18 protein-coding genes are annotated in these 14,048 nt (G+C 69.8%); 9 read left to right on the top strand and 9 right to left on the bottom strand.

Going from position 1 to position 14,048, the window contains the following annotated elements:
- Window positions 1-62: 62 nt before the first annotated feature.
- Entirely contained in the window at window positions 63-1,286 is a 1,224-nt protein-coding gene (locus FXF51_RS50680) for an APC family permease (RefSeq protein ID WP_148442020.1), read from the bottom strand.
- A gap of 82 nt (window positions 1,287-1,368) precedes the next feature.
- Here FXF51_RS50680 and FXF51_RS50685 point away from each other — a divergent pair, with 82 nt between their 5' ends.
- From FXF51_RS50685 to FXF51_RS50700, 4 genes are all read left to right on the top strand, one after another.
- Window positions 1,369-1,830 (top strand): Lrp/AsnC family transcriptional regulator, encoded by a 462-nt coding sequence (locus FXF51_RS50685; RefSeq protein ID WP_148442021.1) that lies wholly within the window; start codon window positions 1,369-1,371, stop codon window positions 1,828-1,830.
- A 70-nt stretch (window positions 1,831-1,900) separates the two neighbouring features.
- On the top strand, window positions 1,901-3,322 hold the full coding sequence (locus tag FXF51_RS50690; protein WP_262380425.1) for a serine hydrolase domain-containing protein: 1,422 nt from the start codon (window positions 1,901-1,903) through the stop codon (window positions 3,320-3,322).
- A 22-nt stretch (window positions 3,323-3,344) separates the two neighbouring features.
- The gene (locus tag FXF51_RS50695) at window positions 3,345-3,896 is read left to right on the top strand and encodes an RNA polymerase sigma factor (RefSeq protein WP_148442022.1); all 552 of its coding nucleotides are present in this window, start codon (window positions 3,345-3,347) and stop codon (window positions 3,894-3,896) included.
- On the top strand, window positions 3,893-4,453 hold the full coding sequence (locus tag FXF51_RS50700) for a hypothetical protein (RefSeq protein WP_148442023.1): 561 nt from the start codon (window positions 3,893-3,895) through the stop codon (window positions 4,451-4,453). The genes FXF51_RS50695 and FXF51_RS50700 overlap by 4 nt, the downstream gene beginning before the upstream one ends.
- A gap of 24 nt (window positions 4,454-4,477) precedes the next feature.
- Here FXF51_RS50700 and FXF51_RS50705 read toward each other — a convergent pair whose 3' ends face one another.
- A complete protein-coding gene (locus tag FXF51_RS50705) occupies window positions 4,478-5,641 on the bottom strand; it encodes an MFS transporter (RefSeq protein ID WP_148442024.1) in 1,164 nt (387 codons plus the stop codon).
- A 58-nt stretch (window positions 5,642-5,699) separates the two neighbouring features.
- Here FXF51_RS50705 and FXF51_RS50710 point away from each other — a divergent pair, with 58 nt between their 5' ends.
- Window positions 5,700-6,053, top strand: a complete 354-nt coding sequence (locus tag FXF51_RS50710) for a MerR family transcriptional regulator (RefSeq protein ID WP_148442025.1) — start codon at window positions 5,700-5,702, stop codon at window positions 6,051-6,053.
- Here the strand turns inward: FXF51_RS50710 and FXF51_RS50715 are convergent.
- From FXF51_RS50715 to FXF51_RS50725, 3 genes are all read right to left on the bottom strand, one after another.
- Window positions 6,036-6,329 carry a hypothetical protein gene (locus FXF51_RS50715; RefSeq protein WP_148442026.1) on the bottom strand — a complete coding sequence of 98 codons (294 nt, stop codon included), beginning with the start codon at window positions 6,327-6,329 and terminating at the stop codon, window positions 6,036-6,038. The two genes, FXF51_RS50710 and FXF51_RS50715, sit on opposite strands and share 18 nt — an antisense overlap.
- 24 nt (window positions 6,330-6,353) lie before the next feature.
- A complete protein-coding gene (locus FXF51_RS50720; RefSeq protein ID WP_148442027.1) occupies window positions 6,354-6,899 on the bottom strand; it encodes a GntR family transcriptional regulator in 546 nt (181 codons plus the stop codon).
- Window positions 6,900-7,011: 112 nt separating this feature from the next.
- Window positions 7,012-7,284, bottom strand: coding sequence for a GntR family transcriptional regulator (locus FXF51_RS50725; RefSeq protein WP_148442028.1), 273 nt, complete (start codon window positions 7,282-7,284; stop codon window positions 7,012-7,014).
- A 162-nt stretch (window positions 7,285-7,446) separates the two neighbouring features.
- Between FXF51_RS50725 and FXF51_RS50730 the strand changes: the two genes are divergently transcribed.
- The 3 genes from FXF51_RS50730 (at window position 7,447) to FXF51_RS61400 (ending at window position 8,454) form a co-directional block, all read left to right on the top strand.
- The gene (locus FXF51_RS50730) at window positions 7,447-7,659 is read left to right on the top strand and encodes a DUF397 domain-containing protein (protein WP_148442029.1); all 213 of its coding nucleotides are present in this window, start codon (window positions 7,447-7,449) and stop codon (window positions 7,657-7,659) included.
- 85 nt (window positions 7,660-7,744) lie between these two features.
- On the top strand, window positions 7,745-8,149 hold the full coding sequence (locus tag FXF51_RS50735; RefSeq protein ID WP_148442030.1) for a hypothetical protein: 405 nt from the start codon (window positions 7,745-7,747) through the stop codon (window positions 8,147-8,149).
- A gap of 20 nt (window positions 8,150-8,169) precedes the next feature.
- Window positions 8,170-8,454, top strand: a complete 285-nt coding sequence (locus FXF51_RS61400; protein ID WP_187415018.1) for a hypothetical protein — start codon at window positions 8,170-8,172, stop codon at window positions 8,452-8,454.
- Between the two features lie 72 nt (window positions 8,455-8,526).
- Here the strand turns inward: FXF51_RS61400 and FXF51_RS50745 are convergent, their stop codons facing one another.
- Window positions 8,527-9,105, bottom strand: a complete 579-nt coding sequence (locus FXF51_RS50745; protein ID WP_187415019.1) for an RICIN domain-containing protein — start codon at window positions 9,103-9,105, stop codon at window positions 8,527-8,529.
- Between the two features lie 149 nt (window positions 9,106-9,254).
- On the opposite strand from FXF51_RS50745, the gene FXF51_RS63240 reads away from it, so the two are divergent.
- On the top strand, window positions 9,255-10,892 hold the full coding sequence (locus FXF51_RS63240) for a S1 RNA-binding domain-containing protein (RefSeq protein WP_262380427.1): 1,638 nt from the start codon (window positions 9,255-9,257) through the stop codon (window positions 10,890-10,892).
- Between the two features lie 308 nt (window positions 10,893-11,200).
- On the opposite strand, the gene FXF51_RS50760 is transcribed toward FXF51_RS63240, so the two are convergent.
- From FXF51_RS50760 to FXF51_RS50770, 3 genes are read right to left on the bottom strand one after another with little or no spacing between them, the layout of a single operon-like run.
- The gene (locus FXF51_RS50760) at window positions 11,201-12,346 is read right to left on the bottom strand and encodes an acetyl-CoA C-acetyltransferase (protein ID WP_148442032.1); all 1,146 of its coding nucleotides are present in this window, start codon (window positions 12,344-12,346) and stop codon (window positions 11,201-11,203) included.
- Between the two features lie 57 nt (window positions 12,347-12,403).
- Complete coding sequence (locus FXF51_RS50765) at window positions 12,404-13,264, bottom strand: hypothetical protein (protein ID WP_148442033.1); 861 nt, start codon at window positions 13,262-13,264, stop codon at window positions 12,404-12,406.
- A 23-nt stretch (window positions 13,265-13,287) separates the two neighbouring features.
- The gene (locus FXF51_RS50770) at window positions 13,288-14,046 is read right to left on the bottom strand and encodes a class F sortase (protein WP_148442034.1); all 759 of its coding nucleotides are present in this window, start codon (window positions 14,044-14,046) and stop codon (window positions 13,288-13,290) included.
- Window positions 14,047-14,048: the final 2 nt, after the last annotated feature.

Below are 14,048 nucleotides of genomic sequence, written 5' to 3' on the forward strand. Positions count from 1 at the left end.
CTCCGGAGGTCGCGCCGTCTGTGCTCATGTGTACTGCCCGCCTGACGGCGCTCTGTCGCCGTTTATAGCCCGATTTTGTAGGAACGGCGAGGGTTGATGCTCAGCGCCGCGAGCGCCACCGTGCCCAGCACGGCGGGCACCAGCAGGTACGTACCGCAGAACGCCAGCCCCAACAGCGACATCCCCGTCCCCACCACGGCCATGGTCCGGTGACGGCCGCGCGGCAACATCCGCACCGCCGCCGCCACCCCCGCCGAGGTGACCGCCGCCAGGCACGCCGACGTCGCGCGCATCAGCATGTCCAGGTCGACCGCCCACACCAGCACGGGCACACTGAGCACCAGCACCAGCCCGAGACTACGGAACGGCGTCTCGCCCGGCGCCCCTCCCCTGGCGAACCAGCGCGGCAGCGCCCCGTCCGCCGCCAGCGCCGCACCCAGCCTGGCCGCCCCCGCGATGTAGGTGTTGACCGCGCCGAACGTCAGCAGCACCGCGACCACCCCGGTGACCGGGCGGGCGACAGGGCCGAGGCCGAGCTCCAGCATCCCGGTGAGCGGCACGGCGGACATGTCCGCGCCGAGCACGCCGACGGAGGTGACGGAGACGCCCGCGTACAGCAGGCCGATCACCACGAGCGTGACCGCGGTGGCCCGCACCAGCCCGTTCCTGCTCGCGAACTCGCCCGACAGGTGGCTGGCCGCCTCCCAGCCCACGAAGGCGAACATGAGCACCCCGGCCGCACCGGCCACGCCCGCGAAGCCGTACGGGGCGAAGGGGGTGAAGTTGGCCGGGTCGGCGTGCGGCGCGGCGGTGATCACGGCGGTGGCCAGCAGCGCGACGAGCAGGACGACGAAGCCGATCTGCAGCCGTCCTGACGTGCGCAGCCCCGCGGCGTTCGCGGCGAACGCGGCGGCCAGGATGAGGCACGCGGCCAGGGTGGCGTTCACACCCAGGCAGGCCTCGACGTACTGGCCGCCGACCAGCGCGCCCGCGACCGTGCCGATCGGCACGGCGCCGTAGAACCACCAGCCGGTCACGGCGGCGGCGCGCCGGCCGAAGGCGAGCCCGACGACGGCCGCCACCCCTCCGCCGCCGGGATAACGCGCGCCGAGCGCGGCGAACGTCAGCGCGACGGGCACGCTGAGCGCCAGCATCCCGGCCCAGGCCAGCACCGACGCGGGGCCCGCCGAGGCGGCGGCCAGATGCGGCAGCACCAGCATGCCGGGGCCCAGCACGGCACCGACCAGAAGCGCCGTGCCCTGCCATGCCCCCATGTGTCCACTCATGACCCATGAACGTAGCCCGCCCGTTCGGCCCGGTTACGTGTCAGCCGAACGCATGGCCGGAATGTCGTGTATCTCTGGCCATATGGATGAACTTGATTCGGCGATCATACGGTTGCTCCAAACGGATGCGCGGCAGTCCAACCGCGAGCTGGCCAGGCAGCTCGGCATCGCGCCCTCCACCTGCCTGGAACGGGTCAGGGCGCTGACCCGGCGCGGCGTGATCCGCGGCTACCACGCCGACATCGACCCGGCCGCGCTCAACCGCGGCGTCCAGGCGATGGTGTCGGTGCAGGTACGGCCGCTGAGCCGAGCGGTGATCAACACGTTCAAGGAGTCGGCGGCCTCGATGCCGGAGGTGCTCAGCGTGTTCGTGCTGGCCGGAGGGGATGACTTCCTGCTGCACGTGGGGGTGCGGGACCTCGATCACCTGCACGGGTTCCTGCTCGACCGGCTGAGCAAGCGCAAGGAGATCGTGGGGTTCCGGACGTCGGTGGTGTTCCAGCAGGTGCAGAAGGCGGTGCCGACGCGCCTCGAAGACACCTGACTTTCGTCAGGGGTGGTCATGGACGGTCGGCGGATACGGGCGGGGGCCTCGCCTTTCTAGGTTCTTCCTCGTGAAACTCCTTCTTGCCCTCGCCCTCACCCTGAGCCCGGCCCCCGATCTGACCCCCGCCACCATCGACGCCTACCTGGAGCAGGCGATGGAGTCCACCGGGGTCCCGGGCCTGTCCGTGGTCGTCACGCACGGCGGCAAGGTCGTGCACGCGGCCGGCTACGGACACGACTCGCAAGGGCGGCCGATGACCGCCGACACGCCGATGCGGGTGGCCTCGGTGAGCAAGTCGTTCACCGCCATGGCGGTCATGACGCTCGTGGACCAGGGCAAAATCAAGCTCGACGAGCCGGTCGCCGCGCAACTCCCCGATTTCCGGATGGCCGACCCGCGGGCGGCCCGGATCACCGTACGGCACCTGCTGAACCAGACCTCCGGCCTGTCGGACCGCACGGTGGACATCGCCTCCACGGAGGAGGCCACCTCGCCGGCCGACTACACCGCCCGCCTCGCCGATTCCCGGCTCGCCGCCGAGCCCGGCACCCGCTACGAGTACTGCAACGTCAACTACGACCTGGCCGGGCGGCTGGTGGAGGTGGCGAGCGGGCGGCGGTTCGGCGACTACCTGCGCGACCGGGTGTTCGGGCCGCTGGGCATGAAGTCCAGCGCCATCTCCGACAAGGTCGTCCCGGTCGCGGACGGCTACAACTCGCTGTTCGGCGCCTGGCTGCCCCGGCCGGAGCTGGCCGGGTTCCACGACGAGAGCGGAGCGGGCGGCGTCATCACCACCGCCGCCGACATGGGCAAGTGGCTGGTCGCGCAGACGGGTGACGGGCGGCCGCTGGTCAAGCGGCAGAGCCCGCTGGTCAAGCGGCAGAGCCTGGAGGCCATGCACCAGCCTTCGAAGCTGCGCCCGTACGGGATGGGGTGGGGCATCGAGGACGGCGGGCAGCTCGTGCACTCGGGGAACCTGTTCACCTACAACGCGGTCGAGGCCATCTCGCCCAGGACCGGCTACGGGTTCGCGGTGATGACCAACAACGCGACGCTGTACGACCCGACGTACGACATCATGCTCGGGCTCACAGCGATGAGCGAGGGCAGGGCGCCGGAGGGGCCGGGCAGCGAACGGCAGCTCTTCGAAGCGGCGCTGGCCGCGTTCGCGCTGCTCGCGGCCGGACTGGGTGCTCTGGGCGTGGCGCGGGCGCGGCGCTGGGCCTTCAAGCGGTCGGGGCGGGCGTGGTGGCGGATCGGGCTGCGGTTGCTGCCCGCCCTCATCCCGGTCGCGGTGCTGGCCTGGTATCCGGATCTGGTGTCCGTGCTGATGAACGGGCGGACCGTCACCTGGGCCCAGCTCACCTACTTCCCCGCGCCGCTGTCCGTGGCGGTGCTGGTCGCGGCGCTCGCCGGCCTGGGGGTGACGGTCGCCCGGATTCGTGCGCTGTGTAAGCCTTCCGGCGGTTCTCACCAAGTACAGGTGTAGATCGACGAAGGGAGCAAGGCCGGTGCGTCTCAAACGGGGGAAGCTCGCCACCGACCCCGCGGCGTTCGAAGCCTTCTACCGGCGGCACATCGACGCTGTCACGCGGTTCCTGGCACGCCGGGTCGACGACCCGCACACGGTCGCCGACCTGGTGGCCGACGTGTTCCTCGCGGTGTTCGACTCGGCGCACACCTACCGCCCCGGCAAGGGCAGCGAGATCGCGTGGCTGTACGGCGTCGCGCGCAACACGCTGTCGTCCGAGCGGCGGCGGGCGCTGCGGGAGTCCCAGCTCACGCATCGGGTGAGCGGGCGGCGTCCGCTCGACGGCGACGACGTGTCCCGGCTGGAGGAGCGGATCGACGCGGAGCGGCCCGCCAGGGCGGCCTTCGAGGCCATGGCCGGGTTACCCGACGGGGAGCGCGCCGTCCTGGAGCTGGTGGTGCTTGAGCAGCTCACGCCGTCGGAGGCGGCGGTGGCGCTCGGGATCCGGCCGGGGACCGCCATGGTGCGGCTGCACCGCGCCCGCAAGGCACTTCGCGACCTGCCCTTCGTCATGGAAGGAATCCCACGATGAGATTCGAGGAGCAGTTGCTGATGGACCTTCAAGCCGAGATGACCGCGCGCAACGACCGCGCCCGCCGTACCGGCCGCCGCCTGTTCGCGGGGGCGGCGGTGGCCGGGCTGGCCGCCGTGGCGGCGGTGACGGTGCCGCTCGTGACCAGCCCTGAGCCGGCGTACGCGGTGAGCGCGAACGCCAACGGCACCGTCACGGTGGAGATCAAGGAGTTCAGGGACGCCGAGCAGTTGGAGCAGGACCTCAAGGACCATGGCGTGACCGCCGACGTCACGTACCTGAAGCCGTACACCAAGTGCCAGAACGGCCGGGGCGCGCTGGTCGGCGGCGGGTACGACACTCCGGAGGAGTGGCGCGCGTCCGTGCACTGGAAGGTCGCCAGGCCGGGGGCGAAGGGATTCGTCATCGATCCCCGGCAGGTCGGGAAGGGGCAGACGGTGCTGCTGGAGTTCACCGAGAACCCGAAGGGGCCGGTCAAGTCCCAGCTCAAGGCCGAGGTGATCCAGGGGGCTGTCGCGGCGTGCGTCCCTGAGAAGGACCCGACGCAGGTCGGCTGACCCGGGCTCCCCGGCCTTCGCGCTTCAGGCCGGGGACCCCGTCAAACTCTCTCTACGGGGGACGGCGGCGTAGCTGATCGCCAGAGCGGCCAGGCTCAGCGCCGCGGCGGCCAGGCCCAGCCACCGCAGCCCGTCCACCGCCACCAGCCCACCCCCGAGCGCCGACCCGGCCGCGATGCCGATGTTGAACGCGCACACGTTCACCGACACCGCCAGCGTCGGCGCCCGCCCGGCATGCCGCAGCACCAGGCTCTGCAGCACCGGCGTCGTGGCCGAGGTCAGCAACCCGAGCGCCAGCACCGCCACCACGGCGGACCCGGCCCACGGCACCGCGAACGGAAAGACCACCAGCACCACGCTCAACCCGGCGAACGTGCCGCGCACCGTCCCGGCCAGCGACCGATCCGCCAGCCGCCCGGCCACCAGCCCTCCGGCCAGGCTGCCGGCCCCGTAGACGAGCAGCAGCGTCGACACCGCCGCCGGCCCGAACCCGGTGATCCCGGTCAGCGTGGGCGCCAGGTACGTGAACACCGTCGAGGTCGCCGCCAGCCCGACGGCCGTCGTAGCGATCACCACCAGCACCCGCCTGCTCATGACCGTCGCGATCTCGTCCCGCACGCTCGTCACCTCCGCCTCCTGCCTCGGCAGCACGACGGCCAGCAGCCCGGTCACGGCGAGCGCCAGCCCGGCCAGCACCGCGAACGGCGTCCGCCACCCCGCGTCCTCCCCCAGCAACACCCCCACCGGCACGCCCAGCAGCGTCGCCACCGAGAACCCCGATCCCACGGCGGCGATGGCCGTGCCGACGCGCTGCGGCTCGACCACCCGCGTCGTCACCATCAACGCCAGGGTCAGGAAGGCCGCGTGGCTCAGCGACGCGATCACCCTTCCGGCGATCAGCACCTCGTACGAACCGGCCGCCGCGCAGATCGCGTTCCCGGCGGCGAACAGCACCAGCAACCCCAGCGCCAGGCCTTTGCGCGGCAGCCGTACGGTCGCGATCGTCACCAGCGGGCCGCCGATCACCACGCCCAGCGCGTACGCCGTCACGGCCTGCCCCGCCGTAGACAGGGAGACGTCCAGGTCGGCCGCCACCTGGGGAAGCAGTCCGGCGATGAGATATTCGGATGTGCCGACCACGAACACGCTCACCATGAGCATGACCGGCACCAGCAGACTCTTCTTCATGTCGGCACGCTAAAGTCTCACATGCATGTGAGAGTCAAGTCGTGGAGGTGTCGTGGGGATGCGGATCGGGGAGCTCGTCCGGCGCACCGGGGTGAGTGAGCGGCTGCTGCGGTACTACGAGGAGCAGGGGCTGCTCGCGCCGTCGCGGCTGCCCAGCGGGTATCGCGAGTACACCGAGGACCAGGTGGAGACCGTGCGGCGCATCCGGTGCCTGCTCGCGGCCGGGTTGAGCACCTCGACCATCGCCACGGTGCTGCCCTGTGTGGAGGCTCGGGGTGAGCGGTTGGCGCCGACTTGTCCGAACGTGGTGGGGCAGCTTCGGGCGGAACGGGATCGGATCGATCAGGCCATGCGTGATCTGTCCGAGTCTCGGCAGGCCTTGGATCTGGTCATTTCAGCCGCGCGCGTCTGAACCGGGAACCGGTTGGTGGGCCTCCCCCGCCAGCCATTCACGTAGTCGGTCGTCGTCACTGCGCCTGATCAACCGCCCCAGGCCTCGATGCTTGCGGTGGTTGGGCGCATCGTGCAGGCGGTCTCGCCAATCGTCGACGTACTCACGCAACGCGCCGATCAGCTCGGTAACGGCCTCGTCGAAAGTCCGGCCGTCCGCCGCGATCGGCGAGCCGGGGATGAACATCGACCAGCCGCCGTCCTCGGGTACCGCACAGACCTCCGCCGAACGCGTCACCGGATACCTTTCCCTGTCGGATGTTCAGCCCTCTTCGTGTTCGTATCGCAGCTCACGGCCGCTGGCCACCATGGTCATCACGGTGCTCTCGTACGGAGTCCCGGCGTGGTCACAGGTGACACGGCGAAGCACCAGAACCCAGTCGGCCTCATCGAGCCTGAGCAGTTCCCGCTCAGTCGCCGTGGCCGGCCGCGCGCTCACCGTCTCCTCGACCTTGCGCGCCCGGTATCCCAGCTCGGCGAGCAGTCGCACCGCACCACCACGAATCTTGCCCGGCTGCGCGAGGGGCGTGCCGCGTGCGATGGAGGCCGGGTAATAGGAGTCGGCAAGCTCGATCGGCACGCCGTCGAGCAGCACGATGCGGCGCCGGACCACGACCTGCTGCGGCTCCCCTCCGATGTTCAGGTCGCGGGCGATGTCCGCAGGGGCTGGGATCTCGCCGACTTCACGCAGCTCGTTCGTACCGGCATGGCCTCGCTGGGCGGCTTCCTCGGTCCACGCGTCAGGCTCGCCGTCGGGGCGAGGCCGGATGTAGGGAGCCGAGGTGTTGCTCCAACCTGACGGCCGCACGTCCCATCGCCTCCCTCTGAGAGCTTCGCTGCCTCTGCAATATGGCAGCACGGAGGCGGCAACGCTCACGAAAGCCAAGGAGAAGGAGGGTGACGGTGCTGCGGCGAGACGCTCACCCTTGTTCGGGTGTAGGAGGCGATGCGGCGACGAAGGTGCCCCGCTGAGGCACTACGAAGAGCACACCCTCCTCGACGAGCACTGCGATGGCTCGACGAACTGTGGTTCGTGCCGGACCGTACTCCTGGACGAGCCTCGCCTCTGACGGGATCGGCCGGTTCGGCTGCCAGTCCCCACGCTGGATCCGCGCTTTGAGGATCGCGGCGAGCTGCCGGTATGGCGTGACGGGGCCTTCATAGTCAATTTGGTCATCAGGGCCGAAGTCCATGACTACGACGTTAGAAGTACACACACGAGATGCGTCTTAGCGCTACGTCTCTATACGTAGCGCTACCAGTCACGTATGGTGAGTACGAAGAATCCACGTCCATCGGAGCTGACGACCGGAGTTTCCCCGGCGTGAGTGCTGCGATCGAGAGGAAACCGAGTCATGGATCTGTACCGCGACAAACTCGGCGAGGTGCCGTTCACCAGGCTGTGCGGCGGCAATCAACAGAACGAGGACGGGGAAAGCTGTGTCCTGATCGCCCCGATCCCCGGCGTGAAGGACGCCTACGCCCTGCGTGACTCGAAGAACCCGGACGCCGGGACTCTCCGCTTCACCGGTGACGAGCTTCGCGCCGCCGGACTCGCCACCATCTGAGCGTCACCCCGAAGGACGGCGGTCCCTGCCTGATCACAGCAAGCAGGGCCCGCCATCCCCTCGCACTCTACGGGAGCGCCCGAGCATGCATTGGCACGCCTACCACTGGACCGGCCCCGGAGCCGACCGTGGCAACGAGGCAGAACGCCGACCGGCCTCACCCGACTTCCCCTCCTCGCTGGTGCCGCCGATGCGAACCGGCGACTGGCTGGCCAAGCCGGCGTCACGCATCACTCGTACCTTCGACGCGCCCGGCCAGGCGGCCGGGTGGATGGCCACCGAGTACGCCAAGGCGCGCGGCATGCTGCTGCTGCCCGAGCGGGTACCGCTGGAGGAACGCCTGGAGACCGCGGCCGATCTGCTGTCCCGGGGCGTGGACGTGCAGTGGGGCGAATGGCTCCAGGGCGGCCGGTTCGTCACGATCGGCGTGATCTGCTGCCCCAACCGGCACGTCTCCCATCCGTGCCCGATCCGCCACCCCTCCCGATGACGACCGCGTTGGAGGTCGGTATGAGCATCGAGGACTTCCACGGCCCGCACCCGAAGCCCCCGAAGGAGGGGCACGCCCGGATCGACTGGTCCGAGCCGGCGGGCAGGTCCGTCTCCAGCCGCGTCCGGGCCCACACCTGCGGCTGCGAGCCGACCACGTACGAGCTGCTGGCCGCAGGAGGCCTGGGCCTCATCCGGCAGACCGAGCGGACGGCAACCGGTGATCGGGTCAGTGAGAGCCCGTGGTCGCGCGCCGCCGAGGCGAAGGGGCTGTGGAACGACCTGCTCGAAGGGAACGCGCGATAGCGGTCAGCCTCCGGCACGCCAAGCGCCGCGACGCCTTCGAGCGGCATCGCGGCGCAGGGTCATCCCGGACGATCAGGGGGTGGTCCCGTCGTCGTAGCCGAAGCCGTACTTGGACGGCTTCTCCCCCGGCGGGAGCAGCCACTGCTGCGCCAGCCTGAAGTCACACGGCTGCACGACCAGTTGCGTGCCGACAGCCGTACCGTTGTTGAACAGGCCCGCACATCTGAAGGACCCTGAGTTACGCAGGGCCCACCTGCCGTCCAGGCCCCCGGACGTGACCGCCCAGAAGATCCACTGCTGGTCGCCCAGGGCCACCCGGCTGCAGTCCCGCAGCACCAGCGGGGTGTTCAGAGGGACAGGAGAGCTGGTGTTCGCCATGCTGAGGCACTTGCCGCTGATGTGACGAACCGAGTTGTCCGTGAAGGTGACCCGCGCGAAGCCGTGCCAGAGCTGGTTGCAGTCCATCAACACGATCGGGGTGCCGTCGGCGGTGCCGGCGTTCAGCGGGCCGAAGCACTTGGGGCCGCCGACCGCGTTGCTGGCGATCGTCGTGAACGGGAAGTCCACGGCCTGAGAGGCCGCCGCCGGTGTCCCCGTCAGGGACAGCAGCGTTGCCAGCCCGGCGAGGACGGACAGGATTAGTCGGCGCACATTCGCTCCTTCGAGCAGTCGGGATGTTGTGACACGCGGAGTGCGTGCACGTCCGTAGGGCGTTCCATCCCGTTCCCGATCAGGGAGGTGCCGGGTCCAGCCCGGGACACCCTCGTGCCATCGGCCTCAATCATGGAAATCTGTGCGGCATGCGCCCTTCGCAGGTACATGTCCGCGGCCTTCCCCTGCCCGATCTGCTTCTCGAACTGCTGGACGCAGCAGCCTGGCCACCTTCCGGTGACACCGCGACCCCATGGTTCGAAGACCCGATGGACTTCCTGGCGGGCATCGACGAGATCCGCCGCGAATCCGCGGCCCTCCTGCACCTCAGCGAAGATCCGGCCACCGCGGACCTCTTCCGGCTGGCGCGCGGCAGCCAGTCCCCCGACCTGGTCGAGCTGCCCTGGCTCGACATCGAGCTGGCCGTGCTCATCGCGGTCAACCGCCATGCCGGGGACGACATCGCCATCGCCCTCGACTACCGCCGCGGCAGCGCCGACCCCGCCGTAGTCGCCTCCGACCCGTGCACCGGCTGGCGGATGATCGCGCCGGCGTTCTCTGCCCTCGCCGCCTCCTTGGGCCTGCACGGACACCGCCGCTACCACTACGTCGGCCCCGACGACCTCCTCCGCTCAGGTGGCCTCGGATGTCCGATCACCTCCCATGAGGACCTGGCCGCGTGGCTGGCCCGGCAGGACGATCACGATCGTCTGGAGCCGTTCACGTTCGTCATCGACCAGAGCACGACGCTCCGCCTCGCCCCGCAGCGCAGCGAGCACGTCGTCTGCGCCGGCGGGGCGCCGGTGCTGAGCGCCGGTGAGATCACGTTCGAGCGGGACGGCGACGTCTGGCGGGTGCGGGAGATCAGCAACCAGTCGACCGGATACTGCCCTGACGTCTCCTCATGGTCGGCCGTCCGCACCGCCCTCGACGGCGCGGGCCTCGACCACCCCGGGGCCTTCACCTTGCCGATCGTCTTCCGCCGCTGCCCGCGCTGCGGGCAGCTCAACATCGTGAAGGACGATCACTTCCACTGCGCGGTGTGCGACGCGGACCTGCTCGATCGTGGAGCTGTAGGCAGCCTCGTGTCGGGGACGGTCGTGGCGGACGAGCGGCCCTTCGGTCCAAGAATCCGGCTCGACGGAGACTTGGCTTCGACGCCCGCGCACATCAGGGACTACCCGTGGCACGGAACGAGGGCCGAGGCGGCGAGGATCGGGCAGCGTGTCACCGGCGAAGTCGTCTCCGTCGACACGGAACGGATCTGGCTGTCTCTGGCGGCCACCGAGCACCCGGAGCTCTGGACGTTCCTGAAGGGCCTGCGTGCGGGGGAGGTGCTCACCGGGCGGATCGCCGACGTCCAGAACTTCGGGGTGTTCGTCGCCCTGGACGAAGGCCCGCCGCACCCCACCTACCCCGGCGTGGGATTCGTGACGACCCCTGAGCTGTCGTGGAAACACTTCGAGCAGGTGACGGATGTCGTCCGCAGCGGGCAACCCGTTCGCGGGGAGGTGCTCGCCTTCGACACCTACAACGGCGAGGCCAGGCTCTCCCTGCGCGCGCTGCAGCCGGACCCGTTCCAGGTGTTCGCCGACGAGGCCGAGGTGGGACAGCAGTTCCCGGGGGTCGTCACCAAGGTTGTCCCGTTCGGGGTGTTCGTCAGGATCGCGGACGGCGTCGAAGGGCTCATCCCTAGCAAGGGCGTCCAGCCGGGTGACTCCGTCCAGGTGTCCATCGTCGAGCTGGACCGCGACCGGCGCCGCCTGCTCCTGACGCGCGTCCGGTAATTCGGTTGCGGGCGCCTCAGGCGTCCTCGTAGCCTCATGGACATGCGCCTTTACCAGTGATTCGCAAGCAAGCAATCGTCACCCGCCGACTTCCGAACCAGGTAGAGGAGCCTCGTATGCGTGCACGCTCGAACAACCAGAAAGGCCGCCCCACGCTGCCCGTGGTGCGACCGATGCCCAAGATGCCGCAGCGGCCCATCGCGCCGCCGCGCCGCATCCCGCCGAAGGGCAGATAGAGCAACTACCGGGATGGGTAGTTAGGCGAGCGCCGCCCCCTGTTACGCCCGGGGCGGCGCTCGCCGCTTTTGCTACAGCCTCTCGATGATGGTGACGTTGGCCTGGCCGCCGCCCTCGCACATCGTCTGCAGCCCGTACCGGCCGCCGGTGCGCTCCAGCTCGTGCAGCAGCTTGGTCATCAGGATCGCGCCCGTGCCGCCCAGCGGGTGACCGAGGGCGATCGCGCCGCCGTTCGGGTTGACCTTGGCCGGGTCGGCGCCGAGCTCGTGCATCCAGGCCAGCGGCACCGGGGCGAACGCCTCGTTGATCTCGACGGCGTCGATCTCGTCGATCGACATGCCGGCCTTCTTCAGCGCCCGCTGGGTGGCGGGGATCGGCGCGGTCAGCATGTAGACGGGGTCGTCGCCCATGAGCGCGAGTTGGTGGATGCGGGCCCTCGGGGTCAGGCCGTGGTCGCGTACGGCCTGCTCGGAGGCGATGAGCACGGCGCCCGAGCCGTCCGAGATCTGGGAGGAGGTAGCGGCGGTGATCTGCCCGCCCTCCTTCAGCGTCTTCAGGCCGGCCATCTTCTCCAGCGTCGTGTCGGCGCGCGGGCCCTCGTCGTCCTCGACACCGTTGATCGGGGCGATCTGGTCCTTGAAGTAGCCGTTGGCGATGGCCTTGGCGGCGCGCTGGTGCGACTCGAACGCGAACTGCTCCAGCACCTCCCGCGTGTAGCCCCACTTCTCGCACATCAGCTCCGCGCCGCGGAACTGCGAGATTTCCTGCTTGCCGTAGCGCTCCACCCACTTCTCGCCGAACGGGAAGGGCATGCCCTTCTCCAGCGCGGCCGTGATCGACGAGCCCATGGGCACGATGCTCATCGACTCGACGCCGCCGGCCACGACCAGGTCCTGCGTACCGGACATGACGCCCTGAGCGGCGAAGTGGATCGACTGCTGCGAGGAGCCGCACTGCCGGTCGATGGTGACGCCGGCGGTGGTCTCGGGCAGCCCAGCGGACAACCAGGCATTTCTCGCTATGTCCATGCTCTGGGGCCCGAACTGCATGACGCACCCCATGATGACGTCCTCGACCGCCTCTGGGTCGACGCCAGTGCGGTCGATCAGCGCCTTCAGCGTGTGAGCGGCCAGGTCAGTGGGGTGGACGGTGGAAAGACCGCCCTTCTTCTTGCCGACCGGGGTGCGGACCGCCCCGACGATGTACGCCTCTGCCACAGTGCCTCCTGGAAACCGAGCATTATTCGGTTACTAGTGGCAGGGTACAACAGAACCTCATTCGGTTGCAGGGTCCGTGGGGGGTACGGCCTTCTCCTCGACGGCACCCTTCTTCGCGGCATCCTCCTTCGCGGCGTCTTCCCCTGCGGGGTCTTCCTGCGCAGCGGCTTCCTCTACGGGGTCTTCCTCCGGAGCGGCTTCCTCCGCGGCGACTTCCTCTGCGGCGGCTTCCTCTGCGGCGGCTTCCTCTGCGGCGTCCTCCGTGCCCGGTGCCACGAGGTCCTCCGGCGCGTCGATCCGGAACCGCCAACGGTCCACCGGGATGCCGTTCAGCGCCTCAGACAGCTCCAGCGCCAGCGCGCCCAGCTTCACCTGGTCATCGCCGCGCAGCTCGATCGCCGTCAGCTCGGTCGCGAAAGGCAGCAGCTCCTGTACGGCCGGAGGCTGCCCCTTCTGCGGCACCAGCGCCGCCCTGATCTCACCGGCCGTGAAGGTGAACTCGTCCTCCTCGTCCTGCTGCAGCAGGGGTTCCAGCTCCTCGGCGCTCGGACGTACCGGCAGAATCACCGCAGGCCCGCTCTCAGCGCCGCCGTCGGCCGGATCGCTCACCTCACCCCGGCACACCGCCAGCCCGCCCAGCCGGAAGGCCAGCCCCTCGGCCAGGTAGCGGTCGAAGAAGTCGAGCGGCAACGGGCCATCGGCCGCCACCCGGACCGCCCACGCCTCCGCCAGCTCGCCGCCGGTCAGATCCTTGTCCGCCTCGACGGGGGCGTGCACGCGGACGTCCACCGCCACGACGTCGTCGCCGTCCAGCCTGGCGTTCGGGTCGGCGAGCTGGACGATGCGCAGCAGCTCGCGTGGATCAGGTTTGGCGGGCAGTGCCGCCGTGGGGCCAGTACGCAGTCTCCGCTTCGCCATCCAGCCCATGCCCGCCTCCGCGCTCAGCTTCTGTAAGAGCTCGTCATCGTGGCGTACACGATGACGTTGTCCGTGTAGTGCCCGGTGGTCCGATCGTAGGTGCCACCGCAGGTGATGAGGTGCAGTTGGGCGTTCTGCTGCTCCCCGTACACGCGCTGGGTCGGGAAGGTCTTCTTGTCCGCCTGCTCCACGCCGCCCACCGTGAACACCGCGGTCGTCTTGTCCTGGCGCTTGACCTCGATGGTGTCGCCGTTCTTCAGCTCCGGCAAGCGGGCGAAGACGGCGGCGCGAGTGCGGGTGTCCTTGTGCCCGAGCAGGACGGCCGGGCCCACCTCACCCGGGGTGGACATGTTCCGGTACCAGCCCACCAGGTTGTGGTTCTCCGACGGAGGGACCTGGATCGAGCCGTCCTTCTTAAGACCTACCGACTGGATCGGGGCGTTGATGCCCAGCCGCTTGACCACCAGCCTGATCGGGGTCGACGGCAGCATCGGAGGCGCCGGGGTGATCTGCGGCAGCGGCGGCGGGACGTTCGCCGGCGCCTGGAACCACGCCTGCTCGGGCTGGGCCGACTGCTTCGGCTGGGCCTGGAGGTTCAGGGTGTCCCTGCTGCTGCTCTGGAGGCCGTACTCCTCGGGGGACCTCAGCACGATCAGCAGACCCGCCACGACCGTCACCACGCCGGCTATCGCGGCCGTGATCAGGACCGCCCTGAGTGCGGTGCTGCCCTTGTCCTGGGGTGGCGGCGGGTTCTGGCTGCCGTACGGGTAGTAGCTCGACACCG

The sequence above is a fragment of the Nonomuraea sp. PA05 genome, assembly GCF_008086045.1.
In the GTDB taxonomy this organism is placed as follows: Bacteria; Actinomycetota; Actinomycetes; order Streptosporangiales; family Streptosporangiaceae; genus Nonomuraea; species Nonomuraea monospora.

Coding starts and splice junctions, on each gene's coding strand:
- FXF51_RS50680 (WP_148442020.1), bottom strand. CDS start 1,286: ATGAGTGGACACATGGGGGCATGGCAGGGCACGGCGCTTCTGGTCGGT.
- FXF51_RS50685 (WP_148442021.1), top strand. CDS start 1,369: ATGGATGAACTTGATTCGGCGATCATACGGTTGCTCCAAACGGATGCG.
- FXF51_RS50700 (WP_148442023.1), top strand. CDS start 3,893: ATGAGATTCGAGGAGCAGTTGCTGATGGACCTTCAAGCCGAGATGACC.
- FXF51_RS50705 (WP_148442024.1), bottom strand. CDS start 5,641: ATGAAGAAGAGTCTGCTGGTGCCGGTCATGCTCATGGTGAGCGTGTTC.
- FXF51_RS50710 (WP_148442025.1), top strand. CDS start 5,700: ATGCGGATCGGGGAGCTCGTCCGGCGCACCGGGGTGAGTGAGCGGCTG.
- FXF51_RS50725 (WP_148442028.1), bottom strand. CDS start 7,284: ATGGACTTCGGCCCTGATGACCAAATTGACTATGAAGGCCCCGTCACG.
- FXF51_RS50730 (WP_148442029.1), top strand. CDS start 7,447: ATGGATCTGTACCGCGACAAACTCGGCGAGGTGCCGTTCACCAGGCTG.
- FXF51_RS50735 (WP_148442030.1), top strand. CDS start 7,745: ATGCATTGGCACGCCTACCACTGGACCGGCCCCGGAGCCGACCGTGGC.
- FXF51_RS61400 (WP_187415018.1), top strand. CDS start 8,170: ATGAGCATCGAGGACTTCCACGGCCCGCACCCGAAGCCCCCGAAGGAG.
- FXF51_RS63240 (WP_262380427.1), top strand. CDS start 9,255: ATGCGCCCTTCGCAGGTACATGTCCGCGGCCTTCCCCTGCCCGATCTG.
- FXF51_RS50765 (WP_148442033.1), bottom strand. CDS start 13,264: ATGGCGAAGCGGAGACTGCGTACTGGCCCCACGGCGGCACTGCCCGCC.